Origin of the sequence: Erythrobacter sp. SDW2 (assembly GCF_021431965.1) — a bacterium.
Classification (GTDB): Bacteria; Pseudomonadota; Alphaproteobacteria; order Sphingomonadales; family Sphingomonadaceae; genus Parerythrobacter.
Window position 1 is genome coordinate 2556755 of record NZ_CP090370.1, and the last position, 23063, is coordinate 2579817.

Here is a 23063-nt window from a genome sequence, read left to right on the forward strand (position 1 = left end):
ACTAAATGATTAATTTCATTTTTTACACCCGACAGACTGTCGATACTTGTTCGCAATCCCTGAGAAAACCCGCCGAATCCCCTGAATGGAGGGCTGGTTCCCGTAGATTCCCGACGTCAGCGATCCGTTCCCGCGGTTTCCCGAGTCGACTCCGGTCCGTTTTCCCGCGTCATCCCCAAAAGAGCCCTGAGTGCGGCGGGCGAACCCTCCCCGCCAACCGGATCCTCCAGCAAGGTCGCGTCGGCCAGCAGCACGACGTGCCCACTTCCGACAGCGCAGCTTGCAGCGAGGGCATCCAGCATCAACCGGCATGTCGCACCATCGGCTGGCGTCAGGCGAAAGCTTCCGCCGTCGGCCACCGCCATCTCTGCCTCGCCCAGCGAAACGGTGCGCAGCCTGGCCGCTGCGGGATCATGCAGCAATTCCAGTCCCCAGCGAGCGAGGATCGGGCTGAGCATGGCAGTGTCCATCGGTCGCCGCGGATCCCCCAGCGGGAAGTCGTAGTCGCCGACCAGCTTGGGATCGGCCAGCAGCAGCACCCGCCCGCCGGCTCTCACCCACTCGTCGAGCGCGACATTCTCTGCCGGTGCCAGCACCCGCGGCTGGGCCAGCAGCAGGACATCGGTACGCTGCAATGCTTCAGGCGACAGCGCATCGAGCGGATCGATCCGGTACGCCCGGTCCAGCGTCGCCACGGCCCAATGCGGCTGGACCTCTTCGCCGTCGGCCAGGGCCGCAAAGGCATCATTGCCCGACCAAAGGATGGGCAGGCTGGTCATCAGCCCCAGATTTTCCTTCGTGGCCGACTCGACCGGCGAGACCGGGGTGGAAGCGCTGCAAGCGGCCAGCAGCATGGCGGCCAGCACCGCTCCGGCAATACGCATGGCTATTGCCCGGCTGGCCGGGATGCGTCGCCCTGCGCCGGAAGGACCGGACCATCGGGCACGGGCTCGTCCACGGCGTCCTTGGGCAGGTCCGGCACGACCCCGGCAGCTTCCAGCGCATCGTTGTTCTGGTCGGGCGTTGGCGCCGGTTCGACCGTTGCCGCCGCTTCAGGCACGGCGGCCTGCTCGGTCTGCTGGGCACGCGTCATGATCATGTCGGCAACACCCACTAGCAGGATCATCGCACCAAGGCCGATCAGGCCGACCTGCAACCGGTGCGCGACCTCGCCTCCCTTGGCAAGATCGGGCACGGGATGGACCTCTTCCGCCGCAGGGCGGAGCAGCTGGGGCAGCGGGTTCATGCGCCGCATCTTAGCCACCTTGGCCTGAACGTCAAACGAACCGGCCACGGCCCTGCGCCCTAGGCCTCGACGAGCCAGTCGAAGACCGGCAGGCTCTTCGAGCGCAGCCACTCGGCATTGTAGAGCGTCGAGAGATAACGGAAGCCGGTGTCGCACAGGATTGTCGCCACCTGCGGGTTCTCGCGCCCCTCGGCGACCAGCTGCTTGCCGAGCGCGATAGCCCCGGCGACATTGATCCCGCTCGACAGGCCAAGGCACAGCCCCTCTTCCCGCAAGAGCCGCGCGACCCAATCCAGCCCTTCCTCGTCGGAAATGCGGAACTGGGTGTCGATCGGCGCGCCTTCGAGATTGCCGGTGATGCGGCCCTGGCCGATGCCTTCAGCCACCGAGGAGCCTTCGCTCTTGAGTTCGCCATGGGCATAGTAATTGTAGAGCGCGGCCCCGTGCGGATCGGTCAGGGCGATGACGATGTTCTCGTCCAGCTCCTTGAGCCCCATGCCGACCCCGGCAATGGTCCCGCCCGTTCCGGCAGCGCAGGTGAAGCCGTCGATCCGGCCGCCCAGCTGATCCCACAACTCCTTCGCGGTGCTTTCGATATGCGCCTTGCGGTTGGCGGTGTTGTCGAACTGCCCGGCCCAGATCGCGCCTTCGATCTCTCCTGCCATCCGGCGGGAGACATGCTGGAAGTGGTTGCAGTCGGCATATTTGGTCGGCGGTACCAACACCAGCTCAGCGCCCAGCGCGCGAAGGGTAGCCATCTTTTCCTGGCTCTGGTTGTCCGGCATGACGATGATGGTCTTGTAGCCGAGCGCATTGGCGACCAGCGCAATGCCGATCCCGGTGTTGCCCGCCGTGCCCTCGACCACCGTTCCGCCCGGCTTCAGCTCGCCCTTCGCTTCCGCATCGCGGATGATCCACAGCGCCGCCCGGTCTTTCACCGAAGCGCCGGGATTGGCGAACTCGCACTTGCCGTAGATGTCGCAACCGGCCGCAGCGCTGGGTCCGGCGAGGCGGACCAGCGGAGTATTGCCGATAAGGGAGATTGTGTCCTTGAAAGGCGCAGCTGTCGTCATGGGCGGGGAGGTAGGCGCTCCCCTGCCCAGCGCCAACAAAGTTCAATCTTCAGGGGCGATAGTAACCTTCAGACCGTCGAGATCGGCAGTGAAGGGAATCTGGCAGCCGAGCCGCGAAGTGGCCTCGCGGTGGTCGGACGATTCGAGCAGATCGTCTTCGTCTTCCGACATCCTGGGCAGCCGGTCGGCGAAGGCCGGATCGACATGGACATGGCAGGTGGCGCAGGAGCAGCAACCGCCGCACAGCGCCAGCAGTTCGTCGAAACCATTGTCGCGGATCGCTTCCATCACCGTCAGGCCGTCAGCGACCTCGACTGTCGTTTCCTCGCCCGCACGATTGACCACCACCAGCTTCGGCATTGCTTGCTCCGTATGAGTTGTCCGGCCTATCGGCCTGTTGCCCGCGCTGCTAAGCGGTGCGCGCGCGCAAGGCAAGAGAGGGGTTGCAGATTGGGACTGACCGCAGAACAAATCCGCGAGGGCCTGGACGAAGTGGCGGTACGCGAACCGCGCATCGCGGCGGTGCTGGAGCGGGCGGGCTATCCCGAGCCGCGCATCCGCCCGACCGGATACATGACGCTGCTGCGCACCATCGTCGGCCAGCAGGTCTCGGTCGCGGCGGCTGCGTCGATGTGGCGCAAGCTGGAGGCAGAGCTGGGCGAAGGCTTCAGCCCGTCCCGCCTGCTCGAACGGGATTTCGATACGCTCCGCGCCTGCGGCCTCTCCCGCCAGAAGCAGGGCTATGCCCGCTCGCTGTGCGAACTGGTCGAAAGCGGCGAACTCGACTTCGGCAGCCTGCCTGCCGATGACGAGGAAGCCATCGCCCAACTGACCCGGATCAAGGGCATCGGCCGGTGGTCTGCCGAAATCTATCTGCTGTTCGCAGAAGGGCGACAGGACATCTGGCCGGCAGGCGATCTGGCGGTGCAGAAGGCGGTCGGACGCATACTGGGGCACGACGAAATGCCCAAGGAAAAGGTCGTGCGAGAGCTTGCCGAGGCCTGGCGCCCGCATCGCGGCGCGGTCGCAATCTTCGCCTGGCATACCTACAATATGGAAGCGATCTGATCGCTTTCCCCTGTTTGCCATTCGACGGACACTGCATGACCACCAGCATCGACGCTTTCCCGCTCATCCCCCGCGATCACCTGTTCGGCAACCCGACCCGCGCCGCCGGACAGATCAGCCCTGACGGCAAATGGCTCAGCTGGCTCGCGCCCAGAGATGGCGTGCTCAATATCTGGCTGGCGCCGAGCGATGATCCCGAGGCGGCGCGGGCCATGTCGGCCTCGACCGACCGACCGATCCGTGAGTATTTCTGGGCGCCCGACAGCCGCAGCCTGCTCTACATCCAGGACAAGGGCGGCGACGAGAATTTCCTGCTCTACGGGATCGATGTCGAAACGGGCAAGGAAACCACCCTCACCCCGTTCGAGAACACGCGGGTGCAGCTGGTCGGCGGGTCCGACACCCATAAGGACAAGCTGCTGATCGGCCTCAACAACCGCGATGCGCGCTTCTTCGATGTCCATCTGCTCGATCTCAACACCGGCGCGCTGTCGCTGGTGCTGGAGAACAATGCCTTTGCCGGCTTCATGGCCGACGACGACCTGCAACTGCGGCTCGCCGTCCTGCCCAATGCCGACGGCGGCACCGACTATTTCCGTGTCGTCGATAACGTCGTCGAGGAGGAACCCTTCAAGTCCACCGCACTCGACGATGCGCTGACCACGGCGCCTGCCGGTTTCACCCGCGATGGCAGGACCATGTACTGGCTCGACAGTGACGGGCGCGACACTGCTGCGCTGCTGGCGATGGACTGGGAAAGCGGCACAACCACGCTCGTCGCCGAGGACCCGCGCGCCGATATCGGCGGCACATTGCGCGACCAGCAGACCGGCGAAGTGCTGGCCTGGAGCGCGACCTATCTCAAGCGCGAATGGACCGCGCTCGATCCGGAGATCGGCCAGGCCTTCGCTTTCCTGCGATCCGAGCTGGAAGGCGAATTCGGCATTGCCAGCCGCACGGACGACGACCGCAAGTGGATCGTCGCCAACGACCCGGTGGTGAAGCCCGCCGCCAGCTATCTCTATGACCGCGACGCGGGCACGCTGACGCAGCTCTATGTCACCCGCCCCGAACTGGCCGAGGTCCCGCTCCGTCCGATGCACTTGCTCGAACTCAAAAGCCGCGACGGGCTGACGCTGCCGTCCTACCTCACCCTGCCGCCGGGTACCGACAGCACCGGTGACGGAGTGCCCGACGCGCCGGTGCCGATGGTGCTGCTGGTCCATGGCGGGCCGTGGGCGCGCGACGGCTATGGCTTCAACGGATACCACCAGTGGCTCGCCAATCGCGGCTATGCCGTGCTTTCCGTGAACTATCGTGGCTCGACCGGCTTCGGGAAGGGCTTCGTCAATGCGGCGAACCTGCAATGGGGCCGCAAGATGCATGACGATTTGATCGACGCGGTCGAATGGGCGGTCGAATCAGGCATCACCCCGCGCGACAAGATCGCGATCATGGGCGGTTCCTACGGCGGCTATGCCACGCTGGCGGGGCTGACCTTCACGCCGGAAGCGTTCGCCTGCGGGGTCGACATCGTCGGCCCGTCGAATCTCGAGACCCTGCTCGAATCGATCCCGCCCTATTGGGAGCCGATCGTGGCACAGTTCCACACCCGCATGGGCAATCCGAACACGCCGGAGGGCCTCGCCCTGCTCAAGGAGCGCAGCCCGCTTCACAAGGCCGGCGAGATCGTGCGCCCCCTGCTGATCGCGCAGGGTGCCAATGACCCGCGCGTCAAGCAGGCCGAAAGCGACCAGATCGTCGGCGCGATGAAGGACGCGGGCGTGCCGGTGACCTACCTGCTCTACCCCGACGAGGGCCACGGCTTCGCCAAGCCCGCCAACAACATCGCCTTCAGCGCGGTGACGGAGAATTTCCTCGCCACCAACCTCGGCGGCCGGGCCGAACCGCTCGGCGAAACGCTGGCACAATCGACCGCGCAGATCGTCGAGGGCGCAGAATTCGTCGAGGGATTGGCAGGAGCACCGCGGTAGGCTTAAAGCGCGGTCAAAGTCGGGAGAGGACACATGACACGCAAGAGCATTTTCATCACCGGTGGCGGCAGCGGCATCGGCCGGGCCATCGCGCAGAAGTTTGCCAAAGAGGGTTGGTTCGTCGGCCTCGGCGACATCAGCGACAGCGGCATGGCCGAGACGGCGAGGCTGATCGGCGAGGCCAACTGCTGGAGCGTCAACTTCGATGTCCGCGACCGGGCCGCCTGGGATTCCGCGCTGGAGGGGTTTTCCAGTGCCGCCGGGGGCCGCATCGATGTGCTGGCCAACAACGCCGGCATTCCCATCGGCGGGTCGCTGATCCTCAACAGCGAGGACGAGATCACCCGCTGCCTCGACATCAATCTCAAGGGCGTGCTGTTCGGCGCACAGGCGGCCTATCCGCACCTCAAGAAGACCGCACCGGGATCATGCCTGCTCAACACTGCCAGCGCGGCGGGGATCTATGGCAGCGCGGGCGGATCGGTCTATTGCGCGACCAAATTCGGGGTGCGCGGGATTACCGAGAGCCTCGACGGCGAATGGGCCGGGGTCGGGATCAATGTCCGCTCGCTGATGCCCAGCTTCATCGACACGCCGCTGCTCGACATGGTGCCCAATGCCGGGACCAACGAACACATCCGCGCCCGTGTCCATGCCTCGGGGCTGGAGATCACGCCGGTCGAAGAAGTGGCGGAAGCCGCCTGGCGCGCAGTGCATGAGGACCAGATGCACTGGCCGGTCGGCAAGACGGCCAAGCGGATTGCCTTCGGCGCGCGCTGGATGCCGGGCCGCGTGCGCAAGCAATCGCGCGAGCGCGGGGCGATGCAGTTGCTGGGCGACTAGATCAAGTCGTCGATGGCCTTGGCCAGCTCCATATCGCGCATGGACAGCCCGTCGGCATCATGCGTGGTCAGCGTGATCTCGACCCGGTTGTAGACGTTGAACCATTCTGGATGGTGATCGGCCTTCTCGGCCAGCAGTGCGACCCGGTTCATGAACCCCCAGGCCTCGTTGAAGTCGGCGAAGCGGAACTCGCGGATGATCGCGTCCTTGCCCTCGGCCATCTGCCACCCCTTGAGGGCTTCCAGCCAGGTGGCGCGTTCTGGGTCAGTCAGCTTGACGATGGACATGGTTCTCTCCGTTCGGGCACAGCTTGTGAACAAGCGCTTTTGCGCTTAGTGCCCGCTCCATGCCCGCAGCCCTCGCCGCACGCAACCTTGCCTGTCGTCGCGGCGACCGCCTGCTGTTCGCCGGCCTGGACTTTGCGCTGGAGGCGGGAAGCGCGCTCCACGTCACCGGCCCCAACGGGACCGGCAAGTCGAGCCTTATCCGCATCCTGGCGGGCCTTCTGCGGCCCTTCGAAGGCGCGGTCGAGAGCCAGGGCAGCATGGGCCTGATCGACGAGCGGCTGGCGCTTGATCCCGATTGGCCGCTGGCCCGGGCACTGCAATTCTGGGAGCGGCTCGACGGGTGCAGCGATCCATCCGGCCCGATCACGGTAATGGAGCTGGAGCCGCTGCTCGACGTGCCGGTGCGCTATCTCTCGACCGGCCAGAAGAAGCGCGCCGCTTTCGCCCGGCTGATGTGCAAGGCGCGTGAGATCTGGCTGCTGGACGAGCCGTTCAACGGGCTCGATGCCAGCGCCTGCGCCAAGGTCGAGGCGCTGGTGGCGCTGCATTGCGGCGGCGGCGGGATCTGCGTCATCGCTTCGCACCAGCCGACCGCGATTGCTGCGCAAACCTTAGCTATCACGGATTACGAGCGGTGAGCGGTTTCGGTGCCCTGATCCGGCGCGACCTTGCGCTGCTGCTGCCCGGCGGCGCGCGCGGCGGGGCGGTGCTGCCTCTCGTGTTCTTCCTCGCCGTGGCGATGCTCTATCCCTTCGCGGTCGGGCCCGATGCGCCCCTGCTGGCGCGGACCGGCGGCGGGGTGCTGTGGGTCGCGGCACTGCTCGCTGCGATCCTGCCGCTCGACCGGCTGGTGGCAGACGACCTCCACGGCGGCGTGTTTGACCAGCTGGCGCTGCGCGGCATCGCCGAGGAAGTGACCATGGCCAGCCGCCTCCTGGCGCACTGGCTCGCCTTCGCGCCGCTGCTGCTCCTTGCGTGCTTTCCGGCAGCGGCGTTGCTCGGCCTCGACGGGAAGACGCTTGGTCTTCTGCTGCTGGGTCTGATCGCAGGCACCCCCGGCCTCGCCGCCATCGGCCTGATCGTCGCCAGCCTGATGGCAAGCCTCCGCGCCGGAGCCGCACTCGGCGGGCTGATGCTGCTGCCGCTGGCTGTGCCGATCCTGATCTTCGGCGCCGGGAGCCTGGCACAGGGCGACACGACCGGCGTGGCGCTGGCAGGGGCGATCAGCCTGGGATTATGCGCGATTGCGCCGTTTGCGGCGGGGGCCGCTATCCGGGCGGCGCGCGAGTCCTGACCCATTCCGTCACCCCGGGCTTGACCCGGGGTCCCGATTTTCTTCTGGCTTAGTGCAATCCCGCAAGAACAGCGGGACCCCGGCTCAGGGCCGTGGTGACGGGGTCTTGTTGGTGCTCAATTATACGGCGGCTTGTGCCGGCCCGTCTGGCTCTCGGTGAAAATCTCGATGCCGTTCTCCGTGATTCCGAGCGAGTGTTCGAACTGCGCGCTCAGGCTCTTGTCGCGGGTCACCGCAGTCCAGCCGTCGCCCAGCACCTTGGCCCAGGGTTTGCCGAGGTTGATCATCGGCTCGATGGTGAAGAACATGCCCGGCTTGAGCAGCGGGCCGGTGCCCGCCCGCGCGGCATGGACCACTTCGGGCGCGTCGTGGAACAGGCGGCCGAGGCCGTGGCCGCAGAATTCGCGGACCACGCCATAACGGTACTGCCGCGCATGTTCCTCGATCGCCGCGCCGATATCGCCCAGCCGCGCGCCGGGCTTCGCGGCCGCTTCGATCCCCAGCATCAGGCATTCGTAGGTCACATCGACCAGCTTCTTCGCCTTCAGCGACGGCTCGCCGGCGAAATACATCCGGCTGGTGTCGCCGTGCCAACCGTCGAGCAGCGGGGTCACATCGACATTGATGATGTCGCCATCCTTCAGCACCTTGTCGCCCGGGATGCCGTGGCAGATGACGTGGTTGATCGAAGTGCAGCAGCTGTGCGCATAGCCGCGATAGCCCATGGTCGCTGGCACGGCCCCACCGTCCAGCGTCATGGTGCGGACGAGATCGTCGATCTGTCCGGTGGTAACGCCGGGCTTCACGAAGTCGGCCACTTCGTCGAGGATCTGCGCCGCCAGCCGCCCGGCCTTGCGCATCCCTTCGAACCCGTCGGGGCCGTGCAGCTTGATGGTGCCGTCGCGCTGGACGTCGTCGTCGCTGGTAATAACCTGGTATTCGCTCATGCCGGGCTATGTAGCGACTGGCGCGCCAGAATCCTAGCGTGGCATCCTACCGCAGCGTGAAAGCGTCCTTGTACGCCGGGCGAACCGCCTCGAGCACTTCGGCGGTGACGGGCACGGTGATGTCGTAATCTCCCTCCGCATAAGGCCCTGCGACATAGGGATCGGCGACCAGCCCGATGCGGTTGAACTTCCTGCCATTCGAGGAGCCAAGCAGCACGGTCAGGTCAGCAAGCGGCGGGCATTCGCCGAACTCGCCCTCGACCTTTTCGCCTTCCGGCCCGCGGCGCTGGCCGCGCTCCTTTTGCAACGCGGAGCAGAACCGTTCGCGCACGGCTTCTTCGAGCGCTTCGGCCGAAGCGAAGAAATCGACCGGTGCCAGCGCCCGTTTGGCCTCCCGGTCCCAGACCAGCGTTTTCGTCCCGCTGTTGGGATGCGCCCCGCCGGTGTAGCTGTAGACCGCCGCTGACAGGCTCAGGAAGCGCGGAGTGTTGGCTACGACCTGCCAGTTGGTCCCCTCGGCATAGGCGTTGTAGGGAAAACCCTCGTCGCGGGCACTGGCTTCGGCTGACTTGGCCTGCGCGATCAGCTTGTCCTTGGCCTTGGCCATCTCGCTGTCGAGCCGTTCCTTGAGTTCGGGAATCGCGGCGACCTCGACCGGATAGGCGAAGTCGAAACTGTAGAGCTGAGTATCCTCGCTGACCTTGAGCGCTTCCGGTTTGGTGTCTGCCGGGCTCGGTGCCGGTGTCGCGGCGACCGGCGGCTTGCCATCATCCGCACCTTTGCCGCCCCACGGGTTGCAGGCCGCGAGGGCCAGAGCAGGCAACAACAGGCAGGCGACACGCATCATCCGGTTTGACTCCATTCCAAGCGCTTCCCATTAACACCCTTAAGCGCTTCGCCAAACGGACATTACATGACCAAAGCTGAACTTATCCAGCCCGATCGCGGGCAAGACGCCCTTGCCATCCACCTTGTCAGCGAAAATAGCTTCGCCGAATGGAGCAAGTCGCTTGGCGCCGGGCAGCGCGCCGCACTGGCCGCGCAGAAATTCGATGGTGGCGGCTATCAGGTCGGGATCGTGCCCGATGGCGACGGCTGGTTCGCGGTCGGCGGCGTGGCCAATCCGCAGGCGCTTTCGAGCTGGTGCCTTGCCAAGCTGGCCGAAGTACTACCGGGCGGGACCTACCGTCTCGCCAACGCCGCGACCGGGCCCGCGTTGCTCGGCTGGCAGACCGCGCAGTACCGCTTCACCAAATACCGCAAGGAAGACGACAAGGCGCAGGGGCCGCGCATCCTGCTGACGGAGGACGTCAAGGCGATCGCCCCCTCCATCGCCGAGGCCGAAGCCGTCGCGCTGGTGCGGCGCATGGTCGACACCCCGGCCGAGGACATGGGACCTGCCGCTATCGAAGCCGAATGCGAAGCACTCGCCAAGAAGTACCACGCCAAGCTCACCGTCACCAAGGGCGAAACGCTGGAGCGCGAATATCCGATGGTCCACGCCGTCGGCCGCGCCGCGGACCGCAAGCATGCGCCGCGTATCATGCATTTGACCTGGGGCAAGGAGAAGGACCCGGTTCTCGCCATCGTCGGCAAGGGCGTCGCATTCGACAGCGGCGGCCTCGATATCAAGCCTGCCAGCGGCATGCTGCTCATGAAGAAGGACATGGGCGGCGCGGCACATGCCATCGCGCTGGCGGGCCTTGTCATGGGCGCCGGACTGAAGGTGCGGCTGCACCTGCTGGTGCCGGCCGTCGAGAATGCCATTTCCGGCAATGCCTTCCGCCCCGGCGATGTGCTCCAGACCCGCAAGGGGCTGACCGTGGAGATCGGCAACACCGATGCCGAAGGAAGGCTTATTCTTGGCGACGCGCTGGCCCGGGCGAGCGAGGAGAAGCCCGAACTGATCATCGACTTCGCTACCCTCACAGGCGCAGCCCGCGTCGCGCTCGGCCCCGACCTGCCCGGTCTGATGGCGCGGCGCGACGAGACGGCCGAGGCGCTGATCGCGGCGGGCAAGGCCTGCGACGACGAGGTCTGGCGTCTGCCCCTGCCCAAGGCCTATGCCGAATGGCTCAAGTCGGACATTGCGGACATCAACAACAGCCATGCCAATGCTTTCGCCGGGGCCAGCGTCGCAGGTCTGTTCCTGGACCGGTTCGTGGGCGAGGACATCGACTGGGCCCATTTCGACACCTTCGCCTGGCGGCCCTTCGCCAAACCGGGCCGCCCCAAGGGTGGCGAGGCCTACGGCCTGCGCGCCAGTTGGCGAATGTTGCAGGAACGTTTCACTGCTGGGTAATCTGTGCGGCGCTATGCTTGCTAGCGGGAATGGCGCAGTCTAAGCGCGGAATTCTGGACGCTAACAGGGGTTGAAGGCAGCAGTGAGCGAGGGTGCGCAATATCCGATTCCGCAGGGCCAGCTGGCACTGATCGGCCCGGTTGCGCGCCCGGAACCGGGCACCCTGCCGATCCGTGGAGATGTCGCGCATATCGCCCTCGCAAGCCGCTACCTCGTGCCGCACTATGTCGTGCCGCAAGTGATCGAGGTCGCGCGCGGACCGGCACCGATCCTGCTGGCGATGGACGAGGCCAGCGAAGCCGTCGCCGAGCTGGGAACGGGCGAGGCATTCGAAGCGCTCGATATCACCCGCAACTGGGTGTGGGGCACTTGCGGCTCTGAAGGTCCGAGCGGCTACGTCGCGCGTTCCGCCTTCGATATCTGATGGCCTTCACTGTCTTCATTGACGGGGCGGTGGGCACCACTGGCCTCGAAATCCGCGAACGCCTGACCGGGCGCACCGAATTCGACCTCGTGGTGCTGGGCGAGGCGCAGCGCAAGGACCCGGCGGCGCGGCGCGCAGCGCTCAACGACAGCGATTTTGCCATTCTGTGCCTGCCCGACGACGCAGCCATCGAAGCGGTGGCGATGATCGACCCGGCAAGCAAGACCCGCGTCATCGATGCTTCCAGCGCGCATCGCGTGGCGGATGGCTGGACCTATGGTTTCCCGGAACTGACCGGGCGGGACCAGGTTGCCAATGCCCGGCTGGTCAGCAATCCCGGCTGCTATCCCACAGGCTTCCTCGGCCTGGTCGCGCCGCTGGTTCGCGCAGGCCTGCTTCCCGCAGATTGGCCTTTCACTATCAATGCGGTGTCGGGTTTTTCCGGCGGCGGCAAGGCCCTGATCGAGCGGTTCGAAGCCGATCCCGAGCTTGCGTTCCGAACCTATGCGCTCGGCTTCGGGCACAAGCATATCCCCGAGATGCAGCGCCATGCAGGGCTCGCTCATGCCCCGCTGTTCGCGCCTTCGGTGGTGCCCGCCTATCGCGGCATGCTGGTCGAAGTGCCGCTGCCGCTTGCAGCAATTCCCGGGGCGGCATCACCCGCAGACATAAGCGCTTGCCTCGCCGCTTTTTTCGCTGGCAGCCCGGTGGTGTGGATCGAGCCGGCCGACACTCAAGAGCTGTTGCTGCGCACGCAAGATGCGCCGCATGACGACATGCTCTTGTCGGTCTATGCGGACGCACACGGAACGCAGGCCCGCCTCATCGCCCGGCTCGACAATCTGGGCAAAGGTGCGAGCGGCGCAGCGGTGCAGAACCTCAATCTCATGGCTGGCTTGCCCGAGACGGCGGGCCTCGCTCTGCCTAATAATTAGGCACGCAACGCTCACCACTTGGGCAACATTCGCCAGCCCGCCTTTTGCACCCTTCCCCGACTCTGCCGATTGCCTTAGGCAAATGGCATCGCTGGGCCTGCAATCGATTCTGGCACGATTCTTGGATCGCACGCGGGTGATTATTGAGGACACAGCCGGCCGCCGCGCAGCATTCGTGTTGCCAGAGCCCCGCCGGCCCGATGCGCAGGGGGATTTCAAGCGGTGAAAAAGATCGAAGCGATCATCAAGCCGTTCAAGCTCGACGAAGTGAAGGAAGCGCTGCACGAAGTCGGCGTATCCGGCATCACCGTGACCGAAGCGAAGGGCTTCGGCCGCCAGAAGGGCCATACCGAGCTCTATCGCGGGGCCGAATATGTCGTCGACTTCCTGCCCAAGGTGAAGCTAGAGGTCGTCGTGCCCGATACCATCGCGCAAAACGTCATCGAGGCCATCGCCAATGCTGCGCAAACGGGCCGCATCGGTGACGGCAAGATCTTCGTCTCGCCGATCGAAAGCGCGCTGCGCATCCGCACCGGCGAACGCGACGACGACGCGATCTGATCGTTACAGTTCTCCACCCGATCCAAAGACCATCAATACAGGAAGCACCCAATGTCCAAGGCCAAAGACGTCATCAAGCAGATCAAGGAAAACGAGGTCGAATGGGTCGACCTGCGCTTCACCGACCCCAAGGGCAAGTGGCAGCACCTTACGATGGTCGCCGGCATCATGGGCGAGGACGAGCTCGAGGACGGCCTGATGTTCGACGGTTCCTCGATCGAGGGCTGGAAGGTCATCAACGAAAGCGACATGATCCTCAAACCGGACCTCGACCGGGTCTACATGGACCCGTTCAGCGCCACCCCGATGATGATCATCTTCTGCGACATCGTCGAGCCTTCGACCGGTGACTGGTACAGCCGCGACCCGCGCACCACCGCCAAGCGCGCAGAGGCCTATCTCAAGACCACCGGCATCGGCGACACCGTCTATGTCGGTCCGGAAGCCGAATTCTTCATGTTCGACGACGTCCGCTTCGAAGACGGCTATGCCGGTTCGGGCTTCGCCATCGACGACATCGAACTGCCGACCAATTCGGGCAAGGAATATGACGGCGGCAACATGGCTCACCGCCCGCGCGCCAAGGGAGGCTATTTCCCCGTCGCCCCGGTCGACAGCGCTGTCGACATCCGCGGCGAAATGGTCGCCACCATGCTCGAGATGGGTCTCAATTGCGACAAGCACCACCACGAAGTGGCCGCGGCGCAGCACGAGCTCGGCCTGACCTTCGACACGCTGGTCAAGACCGCCGACAACATGCAGATCTACAAGTATGTCGTGCACCAGGTGGCCCACGCCTATGGCAAGAGCGCGACCTTCATGCCCAAGCCGATTAAGATGGACAACGGCAGCGGCATGCACACCCATATGTCGATCTGGGAAGGCGGCAAACCGACCTTCGCCGGCAACGAATATGCCGGCCTGTCGACCAACTGCCTCTATTACATTGGCGGCGTCATCAAGCACGCCAAGGCGCTCAACGCCTTCACCAACCCGACCACCAACAGCTACAAGCGGCTGGTGCCGGGCTTCGAGGCGCCGGTGCTGCTGGCCTATTCGGCCCGCAACCGCTCGGCCTCGTGCCGCATCCCCTATGGTGCGGGCGAGAAGGCCAAGCGCGTCGAGTTCCGCTTCCCCGACGCGATGGCCAACCCCTACCTCGCCTATGCCGCGCTGCTGATGGCCGGTCTCGACGGGATCCAGAACAAGATCCACCCGGGCGATGCGATGGACAAGAACCTTTACGACCTGCCGCCGGCCGAGCTCGCCGAAGTGCCGACCGTGTGTGGCAGCTTGCGCGAGGCGCTGGAATCACTCGCCGCCGACCATGAGTTCCTGCTGAAAGGCGACGTCTTCACCAAGGACCAGATCGACGCCTATATCGAGCTCAAGTGGGACGATGTGGTGCGCTGGGAAACCACCCCCAGCCCGGTCGAATTCGACATGTACTACAGCTACTGATCGCTTCGATCCATCAGCATGCAAGGGGCGTCCGGAGCGATCCGGGCGCCCTTTGCGCATGCGCACACCCTTGAAATCACACCCGAGGATTGCCATTGGCTGCCCACCACCGGGCCCCTCTGGCGAATGCGGCCGGCGCATTCGTGATGTCGGCGGGATTGCCTGCAATTCTCCGGGACGGACTTCCGAATGACCCTTACATTGCTTCTTGTTGGCGGTCTCGTCCTGCTCGCGGCTGGCGGCGAACTGCTGGTGCGCGGTGCCGTTGGGTTGTCGCAATTGCTGAAGATCTCGCCGCTCCTCGCAGGATTGACGATCGTCGGCTTCGGCACCTCGACACCGGAACTCGCCACGAGCGTCCAGGCGGCAATGGCAGGTTCGCCTGGTATTGCTGTGGGCAATGTGATCGGATCGAACATTGCCAACATTTTGCTGATACTGGGCATCTCGGCCCTGTTAATGCCTCTGGTGGTGCGGCCGGAGGCTTTCAAGCGTGATGCACTGGCCTTGGGGGCCTCTACCGTGCTGTGCGTCGGCGCGGTCTTGCTGGGAACGATTACAGCACTGGTCGGGGTCGTGCTGGTCGCCGCGCTGGTGGGCAATCTCTATTGGGCCTACCAGTCGGAAAGGATCAGCCACGACGCCGAGGCCGAACGGCACGAAGCCGAGCTGGCCGACACGATGCCCAGGTCTCACAACCCGTGGGTACTGGGCCTGATGGTCGTCGCCGGGCTCGCCGCGGCCATCTACGGTGCGCGTCTGCTGGTTGACGGCGCAGTGCAGCTGGCAACTGCTGCTGGCATGTCCGAATCGGTCATCGGCCTGACCATCGTCGCGTTCGGCACCTCGCTGCCCGAACTGATCGCCTGCCTCGTCGCCGTATGGAAGAAGCACCCCGAGGTGGCGCTGGGCAATGTCGTCGGGTCCAACATTTACAACGTGCTGGGCATTCTCGGCCTGACCGCCATCGTTCACCCGCTGGAGGTGCCCGCCGAGATCGCCCGGTTCGACATCTGGGTGCTGGCGGCGGTGACCACCCTCATGCTGGTCCAGTTGCGCAGCGGCTGGCGCATTACGCGAGCCGAGGGTGGGGTGCTGGTAGCAATGGCCATGGGCTACACAGCATTCCTGCTGATGCGTTAGCCGCGGCGGTTCAGCGCGGGAGCAGCATTCCGCGTTTGCCGATAACCCAGAACGATGCCGCGAGGGGGACAGCAAAAACGAGCGTCACGACCTCGAGCGCCGTCGGCATCCGCACCAGCGCGAGCTGCGCTGCCGCTGCCCATCCGCCGACAACGGCAGAAAGTAGGTAAAAGGACGTGGAGCCGGCTTCTTTGTAGACCGCTCGCATCAGCTCATCGGAACGCCGTGTTGCAGCCAGGGAGACAATGGTTGCCAAGACGAGAGATAGCAGAGCCATGACGCCGGCCGTCCCGGCAGATAGCAATCCATTCTCTCCACCAAGGGCAAGAGCGCCAAGGGCAATGCCCATCAGAACACACCCTATCGCGCTCGGCAAGAAGACCGTCGATTGTTCGCGCACCTCGTCGGCGTCTTCAACGTTGAGGATCGCTGCACCGACTTTGGGCGAAAGGGATCCAACGAACACGAACAGCCCCATTACAACATACATTGCAGCGACCAGCAGGCTGATCTCGGAATTTGCGACCGCCGATAGCGCGCCTCCGTCCTTGAATTCCTGCCCAATGGTGCGGGCCATGAAAAAGCCGAATATGCCGCCTGCCAAGGCCAGCCCTGCCACCTTGACCCAGCCCGACCAGAGCGGCTTCGGTGCCTTCTCAACCATCGTCATTCTCCGGCTCCCAATCGTCAATAAACAGGTCCGGCACACTAACGCCGAACAGCTTTGCCATGCGCAGCGCCAGAGGCAGCGAAGGATCGTACTTGTCCGTTTCAACCGCATTGATGGTCTGGCGCGAAACACCCAGGCGCCGGGCCAGCTCTCCCTGGCTCCAACTGCGTTCCTCGCGAAATTCCTTCAACCGGTTGAGCACCGATTCACCTCACTGCCGCTACGGCCTGACAAGAGTTCTTTACTGTAAAGAGCTCTTGTCAGTCAAGAGTTCTTTACAGGGACAGTCAGTCTCTTCTCGGTCTTGGGCGGAACCGCTGTCCGGCGATGGCGTTGGAACGGCGAAGGAGAAAGCCGTGCGTATCCTCACTCTCTCGATCGCCGCCATAGCGCTGGCCGCAACCGGGGCCTATGCGAATCCCGGAAACGGCAAGGGCCAAGGCAATGGAAAAGATCGTGGCGGCCCGCCTGCCAAGGTCGAAGGCAACAAGGGCGGCGGCAAGCCCGACGTTCGCCCGATGCGGATGGAGGACGACCGGGGCAAGCCCCAGACAAGCCCGAAAATGAAGGGGCCCGAGCGTGCTGATCGAAGCACCGACGCGCGGATCGGCTTGGGTCCGAACGGCAAGGCTAATGAAGGCAAGCGGCGTGATGACAGAGGTCGCGGCGACCGCGATCGGGATGACCGCGGCCGCGACGACGTGCGCGTTACCTATGTCGACCGAGGCGACAATTTCTCCATCTTCCGCGACTTCGACCGCCGCAGCAGCAGTTACGACGGATGCCCGCCGGGCCTCGCCAAAAAGTACAATGGCTGCTTGCCGCCCGGCCTCGCCAAAAAGCGTGCGTTCTACCGTCCGGCTTATTTCGGCTATGGCGGCTTTGGCGACGCTCGCTTCTATTACGATGACGGTTTCCTGATCCGGCTTGGCGGCGATGGTCGGATCTCGGCTTCGATCCCGCTGCTCGGCGGTGCACTGGCCATCGGAAATCCGTGGCCGAGCTATTACGAGCCGGTCGAACTGAGGCCGTACTATCGCGAGTATTACGGGCTACAGCCTGCGGGCTATCGCTATGCCAACAATGTCATTTACCGCGTCGATCCCGAGACCGCCGCCATCACCTCGGTTGCGGCCCTGCTGACCGGGGATGATTTCGTGATCGGCCAGCCAGTCCCGGAAGGCTACCCGGTTTACAATGTGCCTTACCGCTATCGTGACAGATATGTGGACGGACCGGACGGCTATTACCGTTACTCCGATGGCTATGTTTATCGTATCGATCCGGAAACCCGGCTGGTAGCCGCCGCCATCGAATTGCTGGTCGACTGATCGGGGAACGCACATGAAAAAGACCTATCTGCTGCCGGCACTGCTGGCCTTCGTCCCTCTCGCCGCCTGTGGATCGGAGGAGTCGTCCGATGCGGCGGTCAAGTCCCCTGCAGAAATCACCCTGGCAGAGGCTATGGAATCCTCGTCCGACGTCAGCGGGCTCGTCGCCGCCATCAGGGAGGCAGGTCTCGGAGACATCTTCTCTGCCCCCGGCGGTTACACCATCATTGCGCCGCCCAACGCCGTCTTCGCGCAGTTGACCCAGGACGGGAACGAGGCTGTGCCTCCAGCTGTCCTCGCTGCCATGCTGCGAGAGCATATGCTGCCCGGCCAGCTCGATCTCGCTTCGATCCGCAAGGCCATCGCAGAGAATGACGGCAAGGTATCGGTCAATACCATGGGCAGCGGGATGATCGATTTCACGCTCGACGGAGAAGATGTGATCGCCGCCCACCAGGACAGTGGCCTGAAGGCCAAGCTCACCGGGTCGATCGTCGAAGCCAACAACGGCGCGTTGCTCCTCGCCGATGCCGCGCTGGCGGCACCGCCGAAAAAAGCCGAATAATCGGAAGGGCGTTTGTTCAGCCCGCGGTACTGAAGTGGCGGGCCTGTTCCATCTTGGAGGGCGCGCCATCTTCCCGCTTGGCGGCGGCCTGGTGGACCAGGCGGTCGTGCTCTTCCGGCGAGATGCGCTGCCAGCCATGCGGGCCCAGCTTTTCCATCGGGCGATAGCGGATCTTGTAATTCATCCGCCCAGAGCCTTCCACCCAATAGCCGAGATAGACATAGGGCAGGCCCATCTCGCCGGCGAGGCGGATGTGGTCGAGGATGATATAATTGCCCAGGCCCACCCGATCTGCATGATCTGGATCATAAAAGCTGTAGATCATCGACAGCCCGTCACCCTGCCGGTCCGTCAGGCAGGCGCCAACCAGCCGTCCCGGCTCGCCGGTCTCGGTCGGTTCACGATATTCGATAACCATGGTCGAAACCGGTGTGTGTTCTACCATGTCGGCGAAGTCCATTTCCTCCATCGCCGACATCCCTCCTTCGGGGTGGCGCGACGCGAGGTAGCTGCGCAGCAGGTCGAACTGTTCCGAGGTCGCCCAGGGACGACATTCAATACGGATGAGGTCGCTGTTGCGCTTTAGCGCCCGCTTCTGCGACGAGGATGGCGCAAACTGGTTCGCCACGACCCGCACCGACACACAGGCCCGGCAGTCGAGGCAGCTGGGGCGATAGGCCACGGTCTGGCTGCGGCGAAAACCGATCCGGCCCAGTGCTTCGTTGAGCTGGTCGGCGTGCGGACCCTTGAGTTCGGTAAACACCTTCCGCTCGGTCTTGCCCGGCAGGTACGGACACGGCGCAGGGCTCGTCACGAAAAACCGGGGGAAGCGAACGGGGGCCGTCACGGGTCTGCCAAAGCTCCTGTCAGGCGGTGGAATCTGTGCCTTGCGACACGCGATCTATGCCCGACAGGTGGCCACGGTAAAACCCCCTTAACCATAAAAGACGGTTAAGCGTTGATTACTTTGCACAATTGCAGAAACCTTACCGTGCAGGCCTGACCCTTACTTGGCCAGCTCCACCGGAGTGACTGAATAACCCTTCTCGCGCAGCCCCGCGATCAGCCCGTCGAGCTGCGCCGAATCGCGTGCTTCGCACTCGATATCGGTGATCAACCCCTTGGCCGGGAGGTGGGTGAAGATGCGCTGGTGGTAGATCTCGATGATGTTGACATTGTGCGCGTCGAACTCGCGCATCACCTTGAACAGGGCGCCGGGGCGATCCTGCAGCGTGATCCTGAGGCGCGCCAGACGCCCTGACCGCGCGAGGTCGCGCAGCAGGACATTGGCGAGCAGGCGCGTATCGATATTGCCGCCGCACAGCACCAGCCCGATCGACTTTCCGGCAAAGCGTTCCGGATGTGCCAGCACCGCCGCGAGGCCCGCAGCCCCTGCGCCCTCGACCACGGTTTTCTCGATCTGCAGCAGCAAGCTGACCGCTTCTTCCAGATGCGGTTCGTCGACCAGCACGATGTCGTCGACCAGCCGATCGATGACGGTCTGCGTGAACTTGCCCGGCTCTTTGACCGCGATGCCTTCGGCCAATGTGTCTCCGCCGCAGGGCAAGTCAGTGCTGTTATAAGCGTTATAGGACGAGGGATAGAGCTTCGCCTCGACGCCGATGACCTCGATCGGCTTATCCTGCACCTTGGCCACTGTCGCCATGCCCGAGATCAGGCCGCCGCCGCCGATCGGCACGACGATGCAATCGAGTTGCGGCGCATCTGCGAAGAGTTCCAGCGCAACCGAGCCCTGTCCCGCCGCGACATGCGGATCGTCGAACGGGTGGACGAAGGTCAGGGCCAATTCGTGCTCCAGCTTGCGGGCGTGGGCGTTGGCCTCGTCGAAAGTCTCGCCATGGAGCACAACCTTGCCGCCGACCGCTTCGGTCTGCATTACTTTCACCGTGGGAGTGGTGCGCGGCATGACGATATGGACCGGCACGCCCAGCCGAGTTCCGTGATAGCTGAGGCCCTGCGAGTGGTTGCCAGCGCTCGCCGCGATCACGCCGCGCTGGCGCTGCTCCTCGGTCAGTTGCAACAGCGCGTTGAGGGCGCCGCGTTCCTTGTAGGCGGCCGTGAACTGCTGGTTCTCGAACTTGAGCCAGATGTCGGCCCCGGTAATCTTCGACAGGGTGATCGAATGCATCGTCGGCGTGCGCACCACAGCGCCGCCAATGCGGGCGGCGGCATCCTGCACATCGGCAAGCGTCAGGGGCCGCGGGTCGCTGCCAGTCTCAAGGGGATCGGTCCTGCTCATGATGGTGCGGGGTAGGAGTGGCGAGGCAGTGGCGCAATTCGAAAGAATGTTGGCATGCCCCAACATTACCATTACCCGCTGGCCCCATGAACGAGATCAGGACAGTCGCCTTTATCGGCCTTGGCGTAATGGGCGGGCCGATGGCGGGGCACCTTGCCCGCGCTGGATATGAGGTCACGGGATACAACCGCACCGCATCGCGGGCGCAAGCCTGGGCCGAGAAGCTGGCAGGCGAAGGCCTGACCGTCGCGACGGCCGCAAGCCCGGCTGCGGCTGCCGCCGGCAAGGACATGGTGCTGACCTGCGTCGGCAATGACGAAGACCTCGAGCAGGTCCTGCTCGGTCCCGATGGTGCCCTTCCCGCAATGGCGGCGGGTAGCCTGCTGGTCGATCACACCACGGTTTCCGCCGCGATGGCTCGCCGGATCGATGCCGAGGCAATTGCGCACGGCATCGCTGCGGTGGATGCCCCCGTCTCTGGCGGGCAGGCCGGCGCTGAGAACGGCAAGCTTGCCGTGATGTGCGGCGGCAGCGTGGAGGCGGTAGCACGTGCGCGCCCGGTGATGGAGGCATTCTCCGCACGTATCGTCCATGTCGGCGGCGCCGGTGCGGGACAGACTACCAAGATGGCCAACCAGATGTGCATCGCCGGAACTCTGGCCGGCCTGTCCGAAGCGGTTCGCCTGTCCCAGGCTTCCGGGCTCGAAATGGACAAGGTCTACGAAGCCATTTCCGGCGGCGCGGCGCAGAGCTGGCAGATGGACAACCGCTGGGCCACCATGGCCCGCGGCGAGTTCGACTTCGGTTTCGCCATCGACTGGATGCGCAAGGATCTGGGTTATGCGCTTGAAGAAGCGCGAAAGCTCGGGCTTGGTTCACCCGTTACCGCGCTGGTCGACCAGTTTTATGCCGAAGTGCAGGCCATTGGCGGGGCACGACAGGATACCAGTGCCTTGATCCGGCGGCTGCCACAGGCAAAGAAGGGCCAATGATGTTCCGCAAGCTTCTCGCCGCGCTGGTTGCGCTGGCTCTCCCCGCGCCGGCGCTGGCCGATACGCTGATCTACAACGTCGACGGCATCCGAATCGACGAAGAAGGCAAGGTCGATCGCTTTGCTGCCCTGTTGGTGAGCGACGACGGGCGGATCCTCCAGGTGCTCGACCGCGGAGCGAAGCTGCCCCAGGGCACCGGCGCTTATGACGGGCAAGGCAGGGTCGTGATTCCCGGCCTGATCGACGCGCATCTGCACATCATGGGGCTCGGCATCGGCGCACTGACGCTGGACCTGTCACAGACCCGTTCGCTGGAAGAAGCGCAGAAGGCGATCAAGGACTTCGCCGAAGCCAATCCCGGCCGCCAATGGATCATCGGGCGTGGCTGGAACCAGGAAATCTGGGGCCTTGGCCGCTTCCCGACCGCCGCCGAGCTCGACGCCGTGGTCGGTGACCGGCCGGTGGCCATGGAGCGGGTCGATGGCCACGCGACCTGGGTCAATTCGCTGGCGATGCAGCTGGCGGGAGTGACGGCGCAGACCGCGGACCCCGTCGGCGGGCGGATCGAACGCCTGGCCGGATCGAGGGCGCCAGCGGGCGTGTTCGTCGACGCGGCCAGCAACCTTATCTACAACGTGGTGCCGGAACCGCGTCCGCGCGAACGCGACCTCGCCCTGCAGAAGGCGCAGCAGATCCTGCTGTCGATGGGCATCACTGCAGCGGCCGACATGGGCACCACGATGGAAGACTGGCAGGCCTTCCGCCGCGCAGGCGATGCCGGGACGCTCGACATGCGGATCATGTCCTATGCCGCCGGGACCGATGCGATGGAGCTGATCGGCGGCCCCGGCCCCTCTCCTTGGCTCTATGACGACAAGCTGCGGCTGAACGGCGTGAAGCTGTACCTGGACGGGGCGCTCGGCTCGCGCGGGGCGTGGCTGAAGCGGCCCTATCATGACGATCCCGGCAACATCGGCCTGCCGCTGCTAACGTCCGACCAGTTGCGCAACCTGATGAGCCGGGCGGCGATGGACAACTTCCAGATCGCCGTCCACGCCATCGGCGATGCCGCCAATGGAGAGCTGCTGGCCGCAATCGGCGAGCTGGCAGAGACCTACAAGGGCGATCGCCGTTGGCGGATCGAACATGCACAGATCGTCGATCCCGCAGAAATCGCCGAATTCGGCAAGTATGGTATCATCGCGTCGATGCAACCGGTTCACCAGACGTCCGACCGCCAGATGGCCGAGGCGCGACTCGGGCCGGACCGACTCGGCGGCGCCTATGCCTGGCGCAGCATCGAGAAAACGGGCGGCAAGCTCGCCTTCGGTTCCGATGCGCCGGTCGAATCACCCGATCCCTTTGCCGGTTGGGCCACGGCCTTCACCCGCGAGGATGCGCAGGGCCAGCCTTTTGGCGGCTGGCTGCCGCAGGAACGGGTCAGCCGCGAAGAAGCCCTGAAGGCTTTCACGGCCGACGCTGCCTATGCCGGATTCGCCGAAGATCGCTTCGGCAAGCTGGTGGTGGGCGAGCGGGCCGACTTTGTCCTCATCGACCGCGATCCTTTGCTCGCCAGCGCCGGTGAGTTGCGTGCCACAAAGGTGCTGGAGACTTGGGTCGGCGGAGAGCGGGTGTACGTTGCACCGGGCCAGTGATTCGCTTGGCAC

27 protein-coding genes are annotated in these 23063 nt (G+C 64.7%); 16 read left to right on the top strand and 11 right to left on the bottom strand.

The features are described from left to right. Positions 1-116: 116 nt before the first annotated feature. From LY632_RS12500 to LY632_RS12515, 4 genes are read right to left on the bottom strand one after another with little or no spacing between them, the layout of a single operon-like run. Positions 117-884 (bottom strand): GldG family protein, encoded by a 768-nt coding sequence (locus tag LY632_RS12500; RefSeq protein WP_234091456.1) that lies wholly within the window; start codon positions 882-884, stop codon positions 117-119. 2 nt (positions 885-886) lie between these two features. Then, positions 887-1246 carry a hypothetical protein gene (locus LY632_RS12505; RefSeq protein ID WP_234091457.1) on the bottom strand — a complete coding sequence of 120 codons (360 nt, stop codon included), beginning with the start codon at positions 1244-1246 and terminating at the stop codon, positions 887-889. Between the two features lie 59 nt (positions 1247-1305). Then, complete coding sequence (locus tag LY632_RS12510) at positions 1306-2319, bottom strand: cysteine synthase A (RefSeq protein WP_234091458.1); 1014 nt, start codon at positions 2317-2319, stop codon at positions 1306-1308. A 42-nt stretch (positions 2320-2361) separates the two neighbouring features. Beyond that, positions 2362-2679: a 2Fe-2S iron-sulfur cluster-binding protein gene (locus tag LY632_RS12515; protein ID WP_234091459.1), complete on the bottom strand. Its 318-nt coding sequence runs from the start codon at positions 2677-2679 to the stop codon at positions 2362-2364. Between the two features lie 90 nt (positions 2680-2769). On the opposite strand from LY632_RS12515, the gene LY632_RS12520 reads away from it, so the two are divergent. Genes LY632_RS12520 through LY632_RS12530 form a run of 3 tightly spaced genes read left to right on the top strand, consistent with a single transcriptional unit; the run spans position 2770 to position 6224 of the window. Then, positions 2770-3387 (top strand): DNA-3-methyladenine glycosylase, encoded by a 618-nt coding sequence (locus tag LY632_RS12520; protein WP_234091460.1) that lies wholly within the window; start codon positions 2770-2772, stop codon positions 3385-3387. A 35-nt stretch (positions 3388-3422) separates the two neighbouring features. Then, positions 3423-5381 carry a S9 family peptidase gene (locus tag LY632_RS12525; RefSeq protein ID WP_234091461.1) on the top strand — a complete coding sequence of 653 codons (1959 nt, stop codon included), beginning with the start codon at positions 3423-3425 and terminating at the stop codon, positions 5379-5381. Positions 5382-5414: 33 nt separating this feature from the next. Next, positions 5415-6224, top strand: a complete 810-nt coding sequence (locus tag LY632_RS12530) for an SDR family oxidoreductase (protein ID WP_234091462.1) — start codon at positions 5415-5417, stop codon at positions 6222-6224. Here LY632_RS12530 and LY632_RS12535 read toward each other — a convergent pair. Next, positions 6221-6511, bottom strand: a complete 291-nt coding sequence (locus LY632_RS12535; protein ID WP_234091463.1) for a 4a-hydroxytetrahydrobiopterin dehydratase — start codon at positions 6509-6511, stop codon at positions 6221-6223. The two genes, LY632_RS12530 and LY632_RS12535, sit on opposite strands and share 4 nt — an antisense overlap. 59 nt (positions 6512-6570) lie before the next feature. Here LY632_RS12535 and ccmA point away from each other — a divergent pair, with 59 nt between their 5' ends. Continuing rightward, positions 6571-7149, top strand: a complete 579-nt coding sequence (gene ccmA / locus LY632_RS12540) for a heme ABC exporter ATP-binding protein CcmA (protein WP_234091464.1) — start codon at positions 6571-6573, stop codon at positions 7147-7149. After that, the gene (locus LY632_RS12545; RefSeq protein WP_234091465.1) at positions 7146-7805 is read left to right on the top strand and encodes a heme exporter protein CcmB; all 660 of its coding nucleotides are present in this window, start codon (positions 7146-7148) and stop codon (positions 7803-7805) included. The genes ccmA and LY632_RS12545 overlap by 4 nt, the downstream gene beginning before the upstream one ends. A 116-nt stretch (positions 7806-7921) precedes the next feature. On the opposite strand, the gene map is transcribed toward LY632_RS12545, so the two are convergent. Both map and LY632_RS12555 read right to left on the bottom strand, forming a co-directional pair. Beyond that, the gene (gene map / locus LY632_RS12550; protein WP_234091466.1) at positions 7922-8752 is read right to left on the bottom strand and encodes a type I methionyl aminopeptidase; all 831 of its coding nucleotides are present in this window, start codon (positions 8750-8752) and stop codon (positions 7922-7924) included. A 46-nt stretch (positions 8753-8798) separates the two neighbouring features. Then, positions 8799-9599, bottom strand: coding sequence for a DUF4163 domain-containing protein (locus tag LY632_RS12555; protein WP_234091467.1), 801 nt, complete (start codon positions 9597-9599; stop codon positions 8799-8801). Between the two features lie 66 nt (positions 9600-9665). On the opposite strand from LY632_RS12555, the gene LY632_RS12560 reads away from it, so the two are divergent. The 7 genes from LY632_RS12560 to LY632_RS12590 all read left to right on the top strand — a co-directional run bounded on the left by LY632_RS12560 (position 9666) and on the right by LY632_RS12590 (position 15578). Continuing rightward, a complete protein-coding gene (locus LY632_RS12560) occupies positions 9666-11054 on the top strand; it encodes a M17 family metallopeptidase (RefSeq protein ID WP_234091468.1) in 1389 nt (462 codons plus the stop codon). Between the two features lie 82 nt (positions 11055-11136). After that, positions 11137-11478 carry a hypothetical protein gene (locus tag LY632_RS12565; protein ID WP_234091469.1) on the top strand — a complete coding sequence of 114 codons (342 nt, stop codon included), beginning with the start codon at positions 11137-11139 and terminating at the stop codon, positions 11476-11478. Next, positions 11478-12413 carry an N-acetyl-gamma-glutamyl-phosphate reductase gene (gene argC / locus LY632_RS12570; protein WP_234091470.1) on the top strand — a complete coding sequence of 312 codons (936 nt, stop codon included), beginning with the start codon at positions 11478-11480 and terminating at the stop codon, positions 12411-12413. The genes LY632_RS12565 and argC overlap by 1 nt, the downstream gene beginning before the upstream one ends. Positions 12414-12495: 82 nt before the next feature. Then, positions 12496-12639, top strand: coding sequence for a hypothetical protein (locus LY632_RS12575; RefSeq protein WP_234091471.1), 144 nt, complete (start codon positions 12496-12498; stop codon positions 12637-12639). Continuing rightward, a complete protein-coding gene (locus tag LY632_RS12580; RefSeq protein WP_234091472.1) occupies positions 12636-12974 on the top strand; it encodes a P-II family nitrogen regulator in 339 nt (112 codons plus the stop codon). Before LY632_RS12575 ends, LY632_RS12580 begins: the two co-directional genes overlap by 4 nt. 51 nt (positions 12975-13025) lie before the next feature. Further along, positions 13026-14435, top strand: a complete 1410-nt coding sequence (gene glnA, locus LY632_RS12585) for a type I glutamate--ammonia ligase (RefSeq protein WP_234091473.1) — start codon at positions 13026-13028, stop codon at positions 14433-14435. Between the two features lie 189 nt (positions 14436-14624). Further along, positions 14625-15578, top strand: coding sequence for a calcium/sodium antiporter (locus LY632_RS12590; RefSeq protein WP_234091474.1), 954 nt, complete (start codon positions 14625-14627; stop codon positions 15576-15578). A gap of 10 nt (positions 15579-15588) precedes the next feature. Here the strand turns inward: LY632_RS12590 and LY632_RS12595 are convergent, their stop codons facing one another. Both LY632_RS12595 and LY632_RS12600 read right to left on the bottom strand, forming a co-directional pair. Beyond that, positions 15589-16248 (bottom strand): hypothetical protein, encoded by a 660-nt coding sequence (locus LY632_RS12595; protein WP_234091475.1) that lies wholly within the window; start codon positions 16246-16248, stop codon positions 15589-15591. Then, on the bottom strand, positions 16235-16450 hold the full coding sequence (locus LY632_RS12600) for a helix-turn-helix transcriptional regulator (RefSeq protein ID WP_234091476.1): 216 nt from the start codon (positions 16448-16450) through the stop codon (positions 16235-16237). The genes LY632_RS12595 and LY632_RS12600 overlap by 14 nt, the downstream gene beginning before the upstream one ends. A gap of 154 nt (positions 16451-16604) precedes the next feature. On the opposite strand from LY632_RS12600, the gene LY632_RS12605 reads away from it, so the two are divergent. Then, a complete protein-coding gene (locus LY632_RS12605; protein WP_234091477.1) occupies positions 16605-17579 on the top strand; it encodes a hypothetical protein in 975 nt (324 codons plus the stop codon). A 13-nt stretch (positions 17580-17592) separates the two neighbouring features. Further along, the gene (locus tag LY632_RS12610; RefSeq protein ID WP_234091478.1) at positions 17593-18144 is read left to right on the top strand and encodes a fasciclin domain-containing protein; all 552 of its coding nucleotides are present in this window, start codon (positions 17593-17595) and stop codon (positions 18142-18144) included. A gap of 16 nt (positions 18145-18160) precedes the next feature. Here the strand turns inward: LY632_RS12610 and LY632_RS12615 are convergent, their stop codons facing one another. Continuing rightward, positions 18161-18991: an arginyltransferase gene (locus LY632_RS12615; protein ID WP_234091479.1), complete on the bottom strand. Its 831-nt coding sequence runs from the start codon at positions 18989-18991 to the stop codon at positions 18161-18163. Positions 18992-19150: 159 nt separating this feature from the next. Next, positions 19151-20404: a threonine ammonia-lyase gene (locus LY632_RS12620; RefSeq protein ID WP_234091480.1), complete on the bottom strand. Its 1254-nt coding sequence runs from the start codon at positions 20402-20404 to the stop codon at positions 19151-19153. An 86-nt stretch (positions 20405-20490) separates the two neighbouring features. Between LY632_RS12620 and LY632_RS12625 the strand changes: the two genes are divergently transcribed. Both LY632_RS12625 and LY632_RS12630 read left to right on the top strand, forming a co-directional pair. Beyond that, positions 20491-21396, top strand: a complete 906-nt coding sequence (locus LY632_RS12625; RefSeq protein ID WP_234091481.1) for an NAD(P)-dependent oxidoreductase — start codon at positions 20491-20493, stop codon at positions 21394-21396. Beyond that, positions 21396-23051: an amidohydrolase gene (locus tag LY632_RS12630; RefSeq protein WP_234093240.1), complete on the top strand. Its 1656-nt coding sequence runs from the start codon at positions 21396-21398 to the stop codon at positions 23049-23051. Before LY632_RS12625 ends, LY632_RS12630 begins: the two co-directional genes overlap by 1 nt. Positions 23052-23063 lie beyond the last annotated feature (12 nt).